The sequence below is a fragment of the Rickettsia endosymbiont of Orchestes rusci genome (genome assembly GCF_964030945.1).
Taxonomy (GTDB): Bacteria; Pseudomonadota; Alphaproteobacteria; order Rickettsiales; family Rickettsiaceae; genus Rickettsia.
Genome location: NZ_CAXIQG010000004.1, coordinates 1158946 through 1174923, shown reverse-complemented (window position 1 = coordinate 1174923; position 15978 = coordinate 1158946). Strand labels below are relative to the sequence as shown.

The window sequence follows — 15978 nt, the reverse complement described above, 5'->3', positions numbered from 1 at the left end:
GTCATCCTGAATTTATTTCAGGATCTACTATAAGAGATGCTGAACCAAGTTCAGCATGACAAGAACTAGATTCCCGCCTGCGCGGGAATGACATACTGCTGCTTTTATCGAGCCATGCAACAATGCCCATCTTTTAAAAACCGCTCTCTTCTCTTCCCCTAAACTTAAATTATTTTAAACCCTTAACCTATAGGGTTTTGCTACTGAGAATATATAAAAAACCATGAAACGTGGTTTTTTATTGACAATGGGAGCAATTTATAGTAAAAATTGTCCTCAAGAGTTTACTTAAATTTTATCAAATTTAATTTATAAAATATATAAAAAACTAATTTTTTGGAGAAATCGTTACACCCGCAGTTAAGATTATTTAAATTAAAATTTGTTCTAACTTTAGAATCCATACTTTTTTCGTATCTTAAGTTAACGAACTAGTATGCAATTTTAAGGTTAATTTAAAAGAATGCATCAATGGTAAAGCCTATAATGTACAGCTAAATTCAGAAAGATTTAGATAAGATGAATTTAAAGGTGAGCCTGCACTAGCCGTTAATAATACGTGAACACAGGCGAATCCAGAAAAATTCGCTTGTATCAAGCAATCGAGATGACGCTGTAGGGCATAATAACCATGTCTATTTTAAGTCTTATCATTGACTATAATAATAATATAGTGAGTATAATATACTATGAATAAAGATAGCAATGCCGAACATAAAAATGATGAATATACCGAAGCATTAAAAAAGATAAATAGTAAATTAATGAGTTTGTCAGGTAATTTGCTTGCAATGAGATCGGATAATAGCGAAGAGCAAAAAAAAATATCGAATGACTTAAAGGCATTAGTTAAACAGCTAAATAGCATAAAAAGAAATGTAGAAATGTATTTTATCGCTATGTTATTATTAGTGATTATAGTAATTCAAAAAATGCTATGGACGGGTGCGACCTCCAACCTTTTTTTCTCTTAATAAAAACTATTTATTTTTTCTAGCGTTTTCTTAAAATCACTCGAATATATCTAGCTATCGAAATTTTTTTTCAAAAACTCTTTTTCTATAATTTTTGCGGCTGATAAAGAAGGAGTTTGGCTTGACTTAAAACCTAGTTCTTTTAAGACTGCTTGACTTTCTACTATTTGCGCATGCGATTTTTGGGGACTCAATAATAATTCTTCAAGTTTTGAGGTAATAAGAGCGGAGCAGCAGTTAAATTGAATAAGCTCCGGAATTATTTCTTTGCCGGCTATAATATTAATTAAACAAGCATATTTAATTTTGATTAATAGTTTTATAATAAAAAAGCTAAATATATTGAGTTTATAAGCGACAATCATCGGCGTGTTAGACGCGGCTATTTCTAATATATTAGTTCCCGATTTTGCTAAGGCTAAATCAGCTATCGCATAACTTTTTAGCCGCTCGTTAGAAAATACATAATTAAATTTTGTATTTATCAAAAATGGTTGTATTATTTTTTCGTGACTTGGGTCGGCAAGGGTAAATATTACCGTAAGACGGTGGTTTTCAGCAATATTATTAATAGCAGGGATAAAAATCGGCAAATGTCTTAAGATTTCTCCTCGCCTACTACCTGCCGTTACGCACAAGATTTTTGTGCCGTTCATTATTTTAAATTCTTCTCGCAAAGCTAATTTATCGTTATAAAATTCCTGTTCTATTATCGGATGACCTATATATCGGCAATCGAGTCCTACCATAGTAAAATAAGGTGGCTCGAAAGGTAGCAACGCAAATAAACAATCATAAATTTTTGCATATTTTATAGCTCGCCTTGGCTTATATGCCCAAACCGACGGTGCTACTATATGAATCATTTTTAAATTAGGTAAGATTTTTCTTAGCCGCTCTGCTACTCGATAAGTAAAACCGGGGGAATCGATAGTAATTAATATATCCGGCGCGCTTTTAATAATATCGTCTACGGTAAGATTAATTAATCGTTTAATCTTTAAAAATTTCGGTATAATCTCGATAAATCCCATCAGGCTTATTTCGGAAATAGGAAATAAGCTTTTAGTAATGCCGGCTTCTTCCATCCTTTTCCCGCCTATACCGGTAAATTCGAGTTCCTTGTTATTTTTCAGATGCCGGATTATTCGGGAACCGATAAAATCGCCCGATATTTCACCGGCTATAAAATAGATTTTTGCCATTAACTTATCCTATATAGCGTCATCGCGATCGCTTGATACAAGCGAATTTCTCAGAACTCGTCTGTGCTCACGTACTTTTGACTGCTTGCGCAGACTTGTCTTTAAATTCATCTTGTCTGAAGCTTTCTGAATTTAGCTGCATCTGTTTTCCACATAAACTTAAATCTTTATCAATTATTTCGGAACCAATATTCAGGCAATCAAGAATTGAGTGGAAAACATAATCATGGCTAATTTCGCTATTTACCTGATTTTCTATAGAGGCTACTAACTTTGGGTGTGCGGATTTAAACTTGTCGGAAACCCACGCTATAAAAGGCACGGTTATTTGCTGATCTAATAAAGGACCGCCGTGACCGTAATATCCATCTTCACCCAAAGATTCACCGTGATCAGAGACATAAATAAAAAATGAATTTTTATCTTTTAATAAATTTATTACGTTATGCAAAAAAAAATCGGTGTATAAAATTGAGTTATCGTAACTATTAATTAATGCCGATTTGTCGCAACTGCTAGGATCGGCTTTTGCTATAACGGCACAAGTATGGGTAAAACGCTCAAATTCTTTCGGGTATCGTGTGGTATAATTCCAGTGGCTTCCTGAAGTATGAATAACTAAAAACTGCTTTTCTGCATGCTTTAACATTTCTTCTATAAAAGGTAGCATTTTTGCGTCATAATCATTTAGGGCAAATAATGCCGAGCCGCCTGGGATAATCGTAAAATTAACTTCATCATAAATGGTGCCTAAGTTAAAATTTGCGAAATTCCTCATTAAAGTTTGTGTGCCTATCCAATCGGTATTAAAGCCTAATTTAGTCAAAACCGATAAAAAACTAGTTTCTCGCTTGCTATCTTCTAAGTTACTTGCATTATGACGCGAAAGCAATGAAGGCACGGAAATATAAGTAAGATTTGAGGAGGATTTAGCTTTAAAGGAAAATACATTAGGAGTAGAGCTTAAATAAGGAGTAGTATCTCGCACGTAACCGTTAATACCGAAATGATCAAACCTTGCAGATTCACCTATAACCAAAACACCGATAATAGCTTGATCGGACTTATCGACAAAATTATATTTTTGGCTAATATCTATTTTAGCTAAATGTCTATTACTAAAGTTTTGTGCAAAATTTAAATAAGTATTATGTAAATATTGCACAGGAAAATAGTTATTTAATATTTTAAACGGCGGCGAAATAATAGCGTTAACAAAAATAAGTAGGCAAATCGCCGATAGTAATTTAGTAATAAATGAGTTAGTATTAGTAATAGTAAAGTTTTTCAGAGTATAAAGACAGGCAAATAAGCTAAAAATTAACCATATTATCAATCTAATACTTATTAATTCATAAATTTCGTTTAGATCGGTTGAAAAAAAGCTGCCCATCATTTCTTTAGTGGGCTTTATCTTAAAAAAGTAAAGATAGTAACTAGCTATAGCCGACGTTACAAATAAGAAAATTGTGCCGATCGTTAAAATTAGCCGATGTACGGTAAAACCGAAGAATATTATAAAAGAGAATATATAAATATAACAAAAATCTTTTGTTAGTTCTAATATAGCTTTAAAAAAACTAGCCTTGTAATAATCAAATTTATAGATTAGCACGGCAGAATTAAAAAGCAGACAATAGATAAAAGCTAGAACTAAGGCTAATTTAATTAATTTAGTATCTAAGTGTTTTTGTATTATTTTAAGCATATATACTCAGTTAACTTGAAAAATTGTAGCTGATGTCATTCCCGCCTGCGCGGGAATGACATCACAAAAATAGGAAAATAATAACATTAAAACTAACTCTTTATTTACTGGCAGTATAACCAATAATTGAGTAATCTTATTTATCATGATAATAAAAAATCTTCAAGAATTTTATCGACTTTTACCGGTTAATTCTCCTCTTATCGCCTTAGATCACGGGACTAAAAAGATCGGCGTTGCGATCTCTAACCAAGAGCGTACCATTGCTATGCCTTTATGCGCTACAAATGCAATAAATAAAAAAGCCCAAATTACTACTATACTAAATTTAATCGAAAAATACAAAGTTTGCGGTATAGTTATAGGGTTGCCGATTAATATGAGCGGCGAGATAGGAACGCAAGCGGAAATAGTATTAAAATTTGCCGAAGATTTTACGAAATATACCGACCTGCCGATATTTTTACAGGATGAGAGGCTTACTACGAAAGCGGCGAATAATTTGCTTAAATCATTCGGCGTAAAACGAAAAGAACGCAATAATAACGATGATGTAATAGCCGCAAGTATGATTCTGGAAACTACTCTTGATTCTATTAAGAAAATTTAAGCGGTAAGGGTGAAAGACCGGATAAAAAAAATCCGGAATAGCTTTTAGGCTATTCCGGGGGGCGTAGAAACCTCTCAATTTAAGCGGTATCAACTTGTTGTATGGCTACCGGAATCGTCATTGCGAGGAGGCATTTATGCCGACGCGGCAATCAAGTATAAACATATTTTTATACTAAACTTGCCGCCTATATAAATTTTTTGGTATTCTAATTAAATCCCTCATTATATTCGGGATAGCCCGGATTGCCGCAGCCACTTCGCGGCTTCGCAATGACGTGTTTTTTATTAATTTTCGAGCCATGCAACAATGCCGCATCAACCGTAAAAGGATACAATCCTCAACTCATACAGCTAAATTCAGAAAGCTTCAGACAAGATAAATTTAAAGACGAGCTAAGCTACCGTACTAGAGTACGTGAGCACAGGCGAATGTCGAAAAATTTGCTTGTATCAAGCGATCGAGATGACGCTGTACTATAATCAAAAAAAAAGTAGCTTTGTCTACTTAAAGTTTAAAAATAAATTTTTATATTATAGGACCACTTTAGCCGTTGCTTAAAATCCTTCAAAGACCTTTATGTAAAGGCGGTTCTCATATGCCTGAACTAAAAGAATAGTAACAGACAGGGATGAAATCCTGAAGTAATAATTGTAGTCCCAGGTAAATATTAAGCTGACGAGCTAAGCAGTCCCATTTTGTAAGATATCACTTTCCCATCTTTTGTGCAAGGTTTTCTAGATAACTTGCTATGGTAGTTAATGTTTCTGCAAATTTCTCTTCATCACCGCGGGCATTTTTAATATCCATTTTATCAAATTTTTCCGTTAAATTTTGCATTTCCGATTGAATACCAAGGGCTGCCATAACAAGTAATAACTCAAAGGAAGCGGTAGGGTTTACTAATTTAATTTCAATTATTTTGTCGTTTAATTTAGCTGCTAAATTAAATAATTCCTTTTCTCCTCCATCATTACAATAAAGCTGAAAATTTTTATTATTTAATGTTATTGTGACAATTGACATAATTATTTTTGTATTTAATGGTACTCGAATGATTTGAAGAATTGAATTTGTTAGCAAATGGGAAGTAGCGCACAGCGTATACTCGGTACGTGAGTACACGAAACCATGAAGATAACGAAGAGCAATTTTTCAAAGCATTCGAGTATGTTTTATTTCTTCAAGTTCCTCTATATAAACAGTAATTTGTGTAAGAATTTTTGAATAATTATCCGTTAACTGCTTATTTTCAGATTGCAACCGACTAATCTCATTTTGTTGATTTGCTATTAATAGCAATAATTTATCAATCTTATGATCAACTTCTTGCATTAATCTTTGCAATTGTTCATTCTCTACTGTCATTTAAATTTTTGATACTATACTATTGGATAAATTATAATTATTACTAATAACATTAAGATCGATATGACCACTAATTGTTTTTTATGTTTATAATTAACTAATGATCTATTTCGTATGTCTTTTAATGAGTCTTCTTTTTCATAAATTTTATCGTTAATCGGCTCTAAATTAACTTCATCTTTTATATTAAGATAATCTAAATATAATTTTAAATAACCCTTTACATATACTTCACCCGGTAAGAGCTCGAAATCCTCCTCTTCAAGAGCTACTAAATATTTTTTTCTAATTTTTAAATCGGAAGATACTTGTTGAAGAGTCTTACCGGAATCTAGTCGTGCTTTTTTAAGGGCAGATGACATAATTTACTCAAGTTTTTGTAAGAATTTTTCAAATTTTTTATTTGCTAAAATAATGATATTTAAATCTACATTCTCTTGAAGTTTAATTTCCTTCATAAAATCAAGAAAATTTTGAACTAAACTTTTATTATTATCAATCCACAAATCTAAATCAATAGTTGATTTTGATTTATTTATTATTTTGATCAATAATTTTCTTTGTTTGTCATATAAATCATCTTTTAAAGACTGAATGCCGAGCCTACTCCAATAAGAATTATTTAATTGTTTCTCACAAGCTTTGCGAAGCCAATCAATGTTAAATCTATTGCCGACGGAAAAGTACAAACTTGCTATCTCTATATTATTGCCCCCTGTTTGTTTAGTAATATATATTATATCAAAAACTGAAACTAAACTGTCAAGTGTGACTATTATATTCGCAAATGATTCATCTACCCCGGAAGCAATATAGTATTTTAATTTATCTTCCAGCTTAGCTTTAGCTTCTTCTACCAACATTCCGCCGACTATCTTCCTTAAAATTTGTGTAGGTTCAAAAAACTCTTCGATAGTATCGCTAATATTAATAGGATGTTTCACATGTTTAATAAACCACGCAATACCGCGACGCATAAGTTTAGCTATTTCAGTGAACATATCAATTTTAATATTATAATCGATATTAACGGGTAGTGACTCCGCTTGCTCCCAAATATTATCAAGATCAAATATTTCGCAAATAATTATAAATGAGCGTACTATATCACAAAGTGCAGTGCCGGTTTCACGTTTTAATATACTAACTAAAGGACCGCCGAGGTGATTAATGATTTTATTGGTTACGACGGTTCTAATAATTTCATGTTTAAGCGGGTGTGCTAAAATCTCTAAACGGAATTTATCCCTCATTAATTCGGGGAAATAATTTATAAGGCAAGAATCAAAATATTTATCATGTGAAAAGGTAGCAGTTATTAATTCGTGATAAGCCGACCTTTTACTATAAGAAAGAAGGACGCAAAGCTCAGGACGGGTTAACGGCTCACCGTTCACGGCTCTTTTGTTTAACTCTTCGGCCGTCGGTAAAAACTCGTTACTTCGTACTAATATTTTTTCCTCTTCTAAAATATCGATAAATTGGCTAAATATTCCAACGGTTGAAGTAGGAGATAGCTGCATAACGGTTATAGCTTGAGTTTGTTTATAATTATCGACAAGTACTAACTCTTCCACTTGCTTTGTCATATCTATTAGTAACTTATTGCGCTCCTCCAAGGTAATTTTACCGGAAGTTACGGCACCAGTTAGGGCAATTTTTATATTCACTTCATGATCCGAGCAGTCAACTCCGGCTGAATTATCTATAAAATCGGCATTTATTCGCCCGCCTTTCTTAGCGTATTCAACTCTACCTTGTTGAGATACGCCGACATTTCCTCCTTCAGCTATAACTTTTGCTCTGATTTCTAAGCCGTTGCATCTAAGATTATCATTTGCTTTATCGCCGATTTCTAAATTACTTTCCGTTTTGCCCTTAATATAAGTTCCTATTCCACCGTTCCAAAGCAGATCGACATTTGCTTTTAAAATAAATCTTATAAGTTCTTCGGGCGTTGCTTCGTTTTCATTTATTTCAAGTAATGCTTTAATTTCCGGTGTTAATTTAATTGATTTACTACTACGTTCAAATACTCCGCCGCCTTGTGAGATAAGCTTAATATCATAGTCCGACCAATTAGATTCACGTAAATTAAACAGACGCAGGCGCTCATTAAAGCTAAGCAACGGATCAGGAGACGGATCAATGAATATATGTTTATGATTAAACGCGGCAACTAACTTAACTACCTTCGATCTAAGCATGCCGTTACCAAACACGTCGCCTGACATATCACCGATGCCTACCATTGTAATAGGGTCTTTTTGAACATCTATTCCCATGATTTGGAAGTGATTTATTACCGCAATCCAAGCACCTTTAGAAGTGATTGCCATTTTCTTATGGTCATAGCCGGCAGAACCGCCTGAGGCAAAAGCATCACCGAGCCAATAGTTATATTCATGTGCAACGCTATTTGCATAATCCGAAAATGAGGCCGTACCTTTATCGGCGGCAACTACTAAATAAGGATCTTCTTGATCGTAAATAACGGTATCTTTCGGTTGCACCACTTTCCCGTCAATAATATTGTCGGTAATATCTAGCATACCTCGCAGAAAATTTTTATAGCACTCAACTACTTTTGCCATATATTCTTCGCGTTTAAGTCCATCCAGGGTAAAGTTAATAAAAAAGCAACCTTTAGAACCGACCGGTACGATAACCGAGTTTTTAGTCATTTGCGCCTTCATTAACCCTAGTGCCTCTAGCCTATAATCCTCTGCTCTATCTGACCATCTAATCCCCCCGCGCGATACCTTACCGCCCCTAAGATGGACAGCTTCAAAATCCTTGGAATAGACAAATATTTCGGCAAAAGGGATGGGCTGCGGTAAATTCGGTACTTTACTTGAGTCGAACTTAAAAGCAAGACAGTGTTTATTAACAACCTTATTATCGGAATCGTTAGGTACAAGTTGATAATAGTTAGTTCTTATAATAGCTTCGATAATATAAAACATGCTACGCAGCACTTGATCTTCGCTGCTGATAGTTACTGTAGCAAGATAATTGTTAATATTTTCCTTAATCTCGGTTAATTTTTTATCAGATAAACGTACCGGATTAAATTTTATATTAAACAAACCAACTAACATTCTAGTATATACGGGGTGTTTTATTAAGGTAAGTTGTACATAGCCCTTGCCGTACATAAAACCGGTTTGATGTAAATATCTAGTTAAGGCTTTTATTAGTTTTACTTGCTTCCAATTAAAGCCGGCAAGTACTATCAGCTTACTTAAAGAATCGTTGGCAAGAAGTCCGGAAGTCATTTTATCCAAAGCTTCTTCAACATTTATTTTTAATTCTGTGATATCGTCTTTCACCGGTACGGAACTAGTCAAGATAAAGTTATATACCCAGCTTCCTTTAATTTCCCCTACTTCTTTAATAACAAAGCTTTGTTCATCAATTGCTTTAAAGCCTAAATTCTCTATCGGTGGAAGTATATTAGAAAGGATTAGTTTCACGCTAGGGCTATATATTTTTAAGTGAAACTCAGATTCATTAATAGCTACTAAATTAAACAGACATTTTTGTTTATTACTAGCTTTTGTTAGATATTCAATATCTATTAACGCTATTTCGGGAGGAAATTTTTGGCGATAATCTGCGGGGAAAACGGCATCGAAAAGTTTTAAATTAATTCCTGCCTGATATTCACCGAATTTTTTAGAAAGTTTAAGATAAAAATCTTCACTCCAGCGAGTGGAAATACGGTCTAAATCTTGTTGAATTATTTCCGCTTCAAAATTTATTTGATTTTTATCAACAGCTTCTAAAGTAACAAATAGATAGGAAAAACTTCCCGCTACTTCCGTGATATAGTTAGATAATATTTTGCTACCGAATTTTTCCGTCAAATAACAATCTATTTTATTATGTATCTCCGAAGTTAGCCGTTCTCTCGGTAGAAAAATTATTATATTAAGGAAAGAACTTGACCAATCATATTGAATGAATAATTTAAGCTTTTTGCTCATCATACTTGAAAGCATATGCAGACACATACAATATAAATCGCCTTCATCAACTTGTATAAAAGCTTCCCTAGGTAGCGATTCCATTAGAATTTTTAATTTATCGGCATTATAACCCGATAACGAAAATCCGGCTTTTTCTAGTACAAAATTAAGTTTTTGTCTTAACAGCGGAATATCACTTATTGATTGGTAGTATATAGGGAAGTTGTAGATGCCGAAAATGATACTTCCGGAAATATATTCTCCGTTTTTATCAAGGTTTTTAACTAAAATATAATCTACTAAATTATCGGGATGAATAAGCGAAATGCTATTCACTTTACCCAAAATAATCAATTGATTTTGATGTAGCGGGTTTGCCGAGCATTTTATAATATCGTCGATCTCCGATTTTATATTTTGCCATATTTTCGTTACGCCTTCTTCTTTCGTTAATTTTAAAGATTTTACGTCAAAATCAAGCATCCCTAAGAAAATTAAATTATCATTCTTTAACCAACGCAGAAACTCACTAGACTCGTTACAATTTAATTTGTCATTGTTGCATAGTTGTTGATTTTTGGAAATCAGCATAGCTAGCTCATCTAGCCGAGCTATTAATTTAGGTGAAACGTTATACCCTTGCTCAAGCTCGTCTAACCTTTCGCTTAACGCTTCTTTTAAAGCGGTAATAGCTTCCTTATCAAGATTGCCTAAAATTGATATATGCAATAACGATTCAGCTTTTGCTTCATCATTAGCGGGAGTATCTACTATCTTTAATAATCCCCCCTTATCGTCTCGGATACAATTAATTACCGGATGTAGCAAAAATTTAGTCGGTAAATTAATATTGGCAAGTAAACATACTATAGCATCAACTATATGAGGCTTGTTATCCATTAATATTAAAATATTAACAACCGGATCATTTTCAATAATGCTAGTTGTGACTGCTAACTTTTTACTTCCTACTCTTCTTTTTTTAAAAAATTCAAAAGCTTGATCGGCAAAATTTTGAAATAATTCTCGTCTATTATTAAAATCATAATCTATAGGTATATAGGTTAAAAATTTTTGAATAAATTCAATATAAAATAATTCTCCTTTACGTGGCGTACTAAGCTCTAAAATCTCTGTTTTATAACTCGGTACTTGGCAATTTAATCTACTTGAATTGAACGACGATAAGTTTGTTACCATATTTACCCTAAAATTATAATTTTACTATATAATGTGAGCTTGAGGGATTTCTCTTAATGTCATTCCTGCGTAGCATTGTTACGTGGATTGATTAAAGTATATTCGATGTCATTCCCGTGAAAACGGGAATCCAGAAAAAACACTTTTAAGTCATCCTGAATTTATTTCAGGATCTATTAAAAAGATGCTGAAACAAGTTCAGCATGACAAAAAAAGCCTGGATTCCCGTTTTCACGGAAATGACATCGAAGGTGTTTAATAACACTCACGCAAAAATGACAATATAGTCAAAATTCCCTTAAACTCACATTATATATATGCTATAGATAGCATTATATCACACCACACGACCAACGCAAGAGGCATAGAAATATAGTGGAAACGATTTTTGCTCAAAGTTCGGCTCAAGGTAGAGCCGGGGTAGCAGTTTTTAGAATTTCCGGTCCTAAAAGTTTAGACTCTTTAAAAATGCTAACTAGGAAAAAGAATTTTAAACCGAGATTTATGTATTATCAAAAACTTATCGATCCCGAAACCGGTGAGCTAATCGATAATGCCATGGTAGTATATTTCCCTTCCCCCGCCAGCTTTACCGGCGAAGAGACGATAGAGATTTATGTACACGGTAGCAAAGCAATTGCGATAATGCTTACTAGTGTGCTACTAAATATTGCGGGTCTTAGAATAGCGGAAGCAGGGGAATTTACCAAAAGAGCTTTTTTAAACGGTAAATTTGACTTAACCGCTGCCGAAGGGATTGCCGATTTAATTGAAGCAGAAACTATTATGCAACATAAGCAAGCAATCAGACAGGCAGGAGGAGCGCTTGAAGATTTATATAATGGGTGGCGTGCGAGTCTCTTAAGGATAATCAGTTTACTTGAAGCCTATATAGATTTTCCCGACGAAGATATTCCAAATGTCGTACTTACTGAAGTAATGAATATTAGTACTAAACTCAAAGACGAATTAACAAGTTATCTTAACGATAATCGTCGAGGGGAATTACTCCGAAGCGGTATACAACTAGCAATAGTCGGGGCGCCAAATGTCGGAAAATCTAGTTTGCTAAATTTTTTAATGCAACGAGAAATAGCCATTGTTTCAAATATAGCAGGTACTACGAGGGATATAATTGAAGGTCATTTAGATATCGGCGGCTATCCTATTATTTTACAAGATACCGCCGGTATAAGATCGGGAAGTAATGATTTAATTGAACAAGAAGGCATTAAACGAGCTATAGAATCAGCTAAAAAAGCCGATATTAAAATCATTATGTTTGACGTAGAACAATTAATCTTATTAGATTCAAATTTAAATGAGGCTATTACTGATTTAATTGATAATAATACTATAATAATTATCAATAAAATCGATTTAAGCGACTTGGATAAAGTATTTTCCATTGAAGACAAATATAACTGTTTAAAAGTTTCAATAAAAGAAAATATCGGCATGCAGGAGATACTCAAAAATATTGAAAATATTGCCGCAGATATTGCCGGCTTAACCGAAACACCTTATATAACTAAGGAACGTCATCGTCGTTATTTAAAGCAAGCCCTAGCGGCGTTAACAAGTTTTAATTTGGAGAAAGATTTAGTTCTGGCCACCGAAGATATTAGAATGACAATTAGAGCTATTAGTGCAATTACCGGCTCCATCAATATAGAAGAAATACTAGGTGAAATATTTAAAAATTTTTGTATAGGGAAGTAAAAAAGAAATTATTATAGGCAAGTTAGTTGAGCGGGATAGTATGTAGTCAAGCAATTATAATTTATATCTAACGAGTGCGTTCGGTAGGTTTAAACGGTTTTCTATGTTGTTCACTTGGTTCTTTATTATTAGAGGTGCTATTATATTTAAATTTTTTTGCGTCTTCTCTTATTGCCATAAGTGATTGTTGTGCTTCAGGGGCTAACTTGCTCAAAAATGCCGGTATTTTTTGTTCATCCTTTTTAAATATATTCTGATCTTTCTCATTTTTTACTTTTACCTCTTGTAACGATTCCTTAACCTTCCTGCCTAATACTTCATCTAAAGAAGCATTTTTATATTTTGCTAATTCCACGACTGTACCGCTATTAAGTGTTTTTGTACCGCCTTTTAGAAAACTTCCAAGTACCGTTTCACTACAACCCATAATTCTGCTCAACTCATATGAGCTTAATCCATCTTCTTTTAACGTATTATTTATAAAATTTCTTAAATGCTTACTATACTCACCTTTTGAATATTCTTTTTTAACACCGCTCATTATTACTTTTCCCCGTAAAATTTATCTTTAAGAAGCATTGAAGGCCTACAAAAATTTATTTCTAATGAACGAATTTATAGTTTTAAACCTACCTATCTATATTGACTATGACTTATTTTATAAGAACCGTCACATATATTATTAAAACTAGCACTTTTTTAATTATTAATTTCTTAAGAGTCCTGCTTTTGCTTTTTAAGTTATATAAGCCTAGCCTTGAGAGCAAAGGGGTATATAGCAGAGGAGTAAAATAAACACCAAATAAGCCATTAGCTCAAGATTTTACACCATCCAAAAAATTTTATTTTTTTTAATATATATCTAATAAGCCGTAAATAGAAGATATTTATACGGAAATTATTAAGTTTAATATATTAAATGAACACTAATAAAACAAATTATACAAAATCTAGTCATAATATATAATCGGTAGCGGTATATATATTTTGCTCATATTTTGGGGGGTGTTGCATGGCTCGATCTTACCCCGTCATTGCGAGGAGGGACGTACAGCGTCATTCAGAAAGGTTGATACAAGTGAATTTTTCCGGATTCGCCTGTACTCACGTACTCTAGTACGGTAGCTTAGCTCACCTTTAAATTTATCTTGTCTAAATCTTTCTGAATTTAGCTGTAGTCTAGAGTGGCAATCTAGTTTTTGTCATGCTGAACTTGCTTCAGCATCTCTTGCAAAAGATCCTGAAATAAATTCAGGATGACTATAATTTTTCTAGATTGCCGCGCTCCCTTTGGTCGCTCGCAATGACGATTCCGGTAGCCATGCAACAGCGCCATATTTAAGAGATAGCAGACGATACTTCAAAGAGATTATGTAAATTACAGATTGTTTTTTCGGTATCTTGATCGTTTATCAAGAGAGAAATTTTAATTTCTGATATTTGCACCATTTTTATTGTTATATTATCTTTTTCTAAATTAGCTAATATAGTTTCAAGTAAGCTATGATCATTTTTAATGCCGTAACCGATTATTGACACTATAGCGATTTCGACATCAAGAACAAAATTACCTATTTGATTATTTTTCTTTAGATTAGTGAGCAAATTTTGTAAGTTATTTTTATCAGTTAAACCGGTGATGAAACTATATTGTTTTTTCGGTTCAATTTCCTGCATTAATTCGATATGGCTATTGCTTGCGGCAAGCATATTGGCGGTTTTGATAAAACTTATTGTCGGATTTTCTATTAATATTTTTAATAAGTTTTTATTAGACGTAATACCGGTAATTACTCTATTTTCCATAATTTTATCCTTTGAAGTAATTAATGTACCGGTTGCTTTTGAAGTGAAAGAAGAAAGAACACGCATAGGTATTTGATAGCGCTTTACTATTTCTGCCGCTCTAGGATGAAGCACCTTTGCCCCGCTTGAGGCAAATTCGAGCATTTCTTCAAAATTCAGATGATTTAATTTTTTTGCCTTGGGAACAATTCTTGGATCGGCAGTAAATACCCCTTCAACATCGGTATATATATCGCATCTATCGGCTTTCATCGCCGCAGCAATTAAAGCCGCGCTAGTATCCGAGCCGCCTCTACCTAAGGTAGATAGCCTACCCAAGTAATTTATTCCTTGAAAACCGGCAATTACCGGAATAATGTTGAGATTTATACATTCTTTTAATAAGGATGTAGATATTGATTCGACTAAAGCTTTGCTATAATTACTATCGGTTATGATGGGTAATTGCCAAGCGAATACTGATCTAGCATTTATTTCTTCTTCCTGCAATCTTAAAGCAAGCAACGAAGAGGTAACCATTTCACCGCTACAAAGAGCAGCATCATATTCCGCCAGTTGATTTGCATTGCTAAGATGTGATATCTCATTACACAAGGTAACTAGTTGATTTGTTACCCCTGCCATAGCGGAAACAATCACTATTACCTGATTATTTTGTGTTAGCTCAGATTTAATTATAGGAATAATTTCGTTTATTCTATTGATGTTGGCGACGGAAGTACCGCCGAATTTTTGAATTATTAAGGCCATAAATTATAAAAGCCTTGTTATTGAGGGGAAGGCGTTATTGTACATAGACTTTAATTTAGGGAATAATCTCTGAAGATGTCATTCCCGTGAGGTAATGGCTTTGTTGCATGGCTCAAATTTTCGATGTCATTCCTAGCTGCGGCGCATGGGTGTCAACTTAAGGAGCAAAAACGTAAGTCCGTCATTGTGAGGAGGAACGCAGTCCAGAGCGGCAATCCAGAAAATAATAATTTCCATAGCATTTCTTGTTATTTTTTTCCTAGATTGCTGCGCTCCTTCCAGTCGCAGCTTTGTTGCATGGCTCAATAAAAGCAGCAGTATGTCATTCTAGCTAAAAGCGGGAATCCAGAAAAAACACCCAAAATAAACAAAATTATATAAAAATTTACTATATAATTCGCTTAAACATTTTCTAGATTCCCGCTTTTAGCTAGAATGACATCGAAAATTCGAGCCATCCAACAACGCCGGCTTGACCACGGCATCCAGTCTTTTACTAAGGTTTTTTCTGGATACCGTGGTCAAGCCCACTACTGTACGAACGTTGAAAAAAGGCTGTGTCATGCCGTGACTTGATCACGGCATCCAGGAAAATAAAGCCATATTAGACTTATTTTAGAATCTTTTTATGATATTATAAGCTGGACTGAAGTGGTCGTAGCCA

The 15978-nt window shown here is 33.7% G+C and carries 18 protein-coding genes and 1 other RNA gene; 5 read left to right on the top strand and 14 right to left on the bottom strand.

The annotated features are described in order from the left end of the window. Window position 1: 1 nt before the first annotated feature. The gene (locus AAHM91_RS10420; protein ID WP_301282639.1) at window positions 2–130 is read right to left on the bottom strand and encodes a hypothetical protein; all 129 of its coding nucleotides are present in this window, start codon (window positions 128–130) and stop codon (window positions 2–4) included. A gap of 559 nt (window positions 131–689) precedes the next feature. On the opposite strand from AAHM91_RS10420, the gene AAHM91_RS10410 reads away from it, so the two are divergent. Then, window positions 690–974: a hypothetical protein gene (locus tag AAHM91_RS10410; RefSeq protein WP_253308221.1), complete on the top strand. Its 285-nt coding sequence runs from the start codon at window positions 690–692 to the stop codon at window positions 972–974. Window positions 975–1024: 50 nt separating this feature from the next. Here AAHM91_RS10410 and lpxB read toward each other — a convergent pair whose 3' ends face one another. From lpxB to AAHM91_RS10390, 3 genes are all read right to left on the bottom strand, one after another. Then, window positions 1025–2179, bottom strand: coding sequence for a lipid-A-disaccharide synthase (gene lpxB / locus AAHM91_RS10405; protein WP_342270710.1), 1155 nt, complete (start codon window positions 2177–2179; stop codon window positions 1025–1027). A gap of 67 nt (window positions 2180–2246) precedes the next feature. After that, a complete protein-coding gene (locus tag AAHM91_RS10395) occupies window positions 2247–3887 on the bottom strand; it encodes a sulfatase-like hydrolase/transferase (RefSeq protein WP_342270709.1) in 1641 nt (546 codons plus the stop codon). 6 nt (window positions 3888–3893) lie between these two features. Continuing rightward, window positions 3894–4034, bottom strand: a complete 141-nt coding sequence (locus AAHM91_RS10390) for a hypothetical protein (protein WP_342270708.1) — start codon at window positions 4032–4034, stop codon at window positions 3894–3896. Here AAHM91_RS10390 and ruvX point away from each other — a divergent pair. Beyond that, window positions 4033–4497: a Holliday junction resolvase RuvX gene (gene ruvX, locus AAHM91_RS10385; RefSeq protein WP_253308217.1), complete on the top strand. Its 465-nt coding sequence runs from the start codon at window positions 4033–4035 to the stop codon at window positions 4495–4497. The genes AAHM91_RS10390 and ruvX overlap by 2 nt on opposite strands. A 174-nt stretch (window positions 4498–4671) precedes the next feature. On the opposite strand, the gene AAHM91_RS10380 is transcribed toward ruvX, so the two are convergent. Beyond that, window positions 4672–4800, bottom strand: coding sequence for a hypothetical protein (locus AAHM91_RS10380; protein WP_342270707.1), 129 nt, complete (start codon window positions 4798–4800; stop codon window positions 4672–4674). Here AAHM91_RS10380 and AAHM91_RS10375 point away from each other — a divergent pair. Next, on the top strand, window positions 4770–4979 hold the full coding sequence (locus AAHM91_RS10375; protein WP_342270706.1) for a palindromic element RPE3 domain-containing protein: 210 nt from the start codon (window positions 4770–4772) through the stop codon (window positions 4977–4979). The two genes, AAHM91_RS10380 and AAHM91_RS10375, sit on opposite strands and share 31 nt — an antisense overlap. A gap of 52 nt (window positions 4980–5031) precedes the next feature. On the opposite strand, the gene ssrS is transcribed toward AAHM91_RS10375, so the two are convergent. The 5 genes from ssrS to AAHM91_RS10355 all read right to left on the bottom strand — a co-directional run bounded on the left by ssrS (window position 5032) and on the right by AAHM91_RS10355 (window position 11036). Further along, a non-coding RNA gene (gene ssrS, locus AAHM91_RS11010) (6S RNA) lies at window positions 5032–5194 on the bottom strand. 11 nt (window positions 5195–5205) lie between these two features. Next, window positions 5206–5523 carry a cell division protein ZapA gene (locus AAHM91_RS10370; protein WP_253308216.1) on the bottom strand — a complete coding sequence of 106 codons (318 nt, stop codon included), beginning with the start codon at window positions 5521–5523 and terminating at the stop codon, window positions 5206–5208. 129 nt (window positions 5524–5652) lie between these two features. Continuing rightward, complete coding sequence (locus tag AAHM91_RS10365) at window positions 5653–5865, bottom strand: hypothetical protein (RefSeq protein WP_253308215.1); 213 nt, start codon at window positions 5863–5865, stop codon at window positions 5653–5655. A gap of 14 nt (window positions 5866–5879) precedes the next feature. After that, a complete protein-coding gene (locus AAHM91_RS10360; RefSeq protein WP_253308214.1) occupies window positions 5880–6227 on the bottom strand; it encodes a helix-turn-helix domain-containing protein in 348 nt (115 codons plus the stop codon). Between the two features lie 3 nt (window positions 6228–6230). Continuing rightward, window positions 6231–11036 (bottom strand): NAD-glutamate dehydrogenase, encoded by a 4806-nt coding sequence (locus AAHM91_RS10355; RefSeq protein ID WP_342270705.1) that lies wholly within the window; start codon window positions 11034–11036, stop codon window positions 6231–6233. A gap of 375 nt (window positions 11037–11411) precedes the next feature. Here AAHM91_RS10355 and mnmE point away from each other — a divergent pair, with 375 nt between their 5' ends. Beyond that, window positions 11412–12758, top strand: coding sequence for a tRNA uridine-5-carboxymethylaminomethyl(34) synthesis GTPase MnmE (gene mnmE / locus AAHM91_RS10350; RefSeq protein WP_253308212.1), 1347 nt, complete (start codon window positions 11412–11414; stop codon window positions 12756–12758). Between the two features lie 67 nt (window positions 12759–12825). On the opposite strand, the gene AAHM91_RS10345 is transcribed toward mnmE, so the two are convergent. The 3 genes from AAHM91_RS10345 to AAHM91_RS10330 all read right to left on the bottom strand — a co-directional run bounded on the left by AAHM91_RS10345 (window position 12826) and on the right by AAHM91_RS10330 (window position 15314). After that, window positions 12826–13299 (bottom strand): helix-turn-helix domain-containing protein, encoded by a 474-nt coding sequence (locus AAHM91_RS10345; protein WP_253308211.1) that lies wholly within the window; start codon window positions 13297–13299, stop codon window positions 12826–12828. A 651-nt stretch (window positions 13300–13950) separates the two neighbouring features. Next, window positions 13951–14085 carry a hypothetical protein gene (locus tag AAHM91_RS10335; protein WP_341793439.1) on the bottom strand — a complete coding sequence of 45 codons (135 nt, stop codon included), beginning with the start codon at window positions 14083–14085 and terminating at the stop codon, window positions 13951–13953. 11 nt (window positions 14086–14096) lie between these two features. Beyond that, entirely contained in the window at window positions 14097–15314 is a 1218-nt protein-coding gene (locus AAHM91_RS10330) for an aspartate kinase (protein WP_341793440.1), read from the bottom strand. A gap of 123 nt (window positions 15315–15437) precedes the next feature. Here AAHM91_RS10330 and AAHM91_RS10325 point away from each other — a divergent pair, with 123 nt between their 5' ends. Further along, on the top strand, window positions 15438–15623 hold the full coding sequence (locus AAHM91_RS10325; RefSeq protein ID WP_341793441.1) for a hypothetical protein: 186 nt from the start codon (window positions 15438–15440) through the stop codon (window positions 15621–15623). 117 nt (window positions 15624–15740) lie between these two features. On the opposite strand, the gene AAHM91_RS10320 is transcribed toward AAHM91_RS10325, so the two are convergent. Then, the gene (locus tag AAHM91_RS10320; protein WP_341793442.1) at window positions 15741–15878 is read right to left on the bottom strand and encodes a hypothetical protein; all 138 of its coding nucleotides are present in this window, start codon (window positions 15876–15878) and stop codon (window positions 15741–15743) included. Between the last annotated feature and the right edge of the window lie 100 nt (window positions 15879–15978).

What these genes read in the sequence shown, in the direction of transcription:
- AAHM91_RS10410 (WP_253308221.1), top strand. Translation starts at nt 690, where the DNA reads ATGAATAAAGATAGCAATGCCGAACATAAAAATGATGAATATACCGAA.
- AAHM91_RS10370 (WP_253308216.1), bottom strand. Translation starts at nt 5,523, where the DNA reads ATGTCAATTGTCACAATAACATTAAATAATAAAAATTTTCAGCTTTAT.
- AAHM91_RS10380 (WP_342270707.1), bottom strand. Translation starts at nt 4,800, where the DNA reads ATGGCTCGAAAATTAATAAAAAACACGTCATTGCGAAGCCGCGAAGTG.
- AAHM91_RS10420 (WP_301282639.1), bottom strand. Translation starts at nt 130, where the DNA reads ATGGGCATTGTTGCATGGCTCGATAAAAGCAGCAGTATGTCATTCCCG.
- lpxB (WP_342270710.1), bottom strand. Translation starts at nt 2,179, where the DNA reads ATGGCAAAAATCTATTTTATAGCCGGTGAAATATCGGGCGATTTTATC.
- AAHM91_RS10330 (WP_341793440.1), bottom strand. Translation starts at nt 15,314, where the DNA reads ATGGCCTTAATAATTCAAAAATTCGGCGGTACTTCCGTCGCCAACATC.
- AAHM91_RS10325 (WP_341793441.1), top strand. Translation starts at nt 15,438, where the DNA reads ATGTCATTCCTAGCTGCGGCGCATGGGTGTCAACTTAAGGAGCAAAAA.
- ruvX (WP_253308217.1), top strand. Translation starts at nt 4,033, where the DNA reads ATGATAATAAAAAATCTTCAAGAATTTTATCGACTTTTACCGGTTAAT.
- AAHM91_RS10365 (WP_253308215.1), bottom strand. Translation starts at nt 5,865, where the DNA reads ATGACAGTAGAGAATGAACAATTGCAAAGATTAATGCAAGAAGTTGAT.
- AAHM91_RS10345 (WP_253308211.1), bottom strand. Translation starts at nt 13,299, where the DNA reads ATGAGCGGTGTTAAAAAAGAATATTCAAAAGGTGAGTATAGTAAGCAT.
- AAHM91_RS10355 (WP_342270705.1), bottom strand. Translation starts at nt 11,036, where the DNA reads ATGGTAACAAACTTATCGTCGTTCAATTCAAGTAGATTAAATTGCCAA.
- AAHM91_RS10360 (WP_253308214.1), bottom strand. Translation starts at nt 6,227, where the DNA reads ATGTCATCTGCCCTTAAAAAAGCACGACTAGATTCCGGTAAGACTCTT.
- AAHM91_RS10395 (WP_342270709.1), bottom strand. Translation starts at nt 3,887, where the DNA reads ATGCTTAAAATAATACAAAAACACTTAGATACTAAATTAATTAAATTA.
- AAHM91_RS10390 (WP_342270708.1), bottom strand. Translation starts at nt 4,034, where the DNA reads ATGATAAATAAGATTACTCAATTATTGGTTATACTGCCAGTAAATAAA.
- AAHM91_RS10375 (WP_342270706.1), top strand. Translation starts at nt 4,770, where the DNA reads ATGACGTGTTTTTTATTAATTTTCGAGCCATGCAACAATGCCGCATCA.
- AAHM91_RS10320 (WP_341793442.1), bottom strand. Translation starts at nt 15,878, where the DNA reads ATGACACAGCCTTTTTTCAACGTTCGTACAGTAGTGGGCTTGACCACG.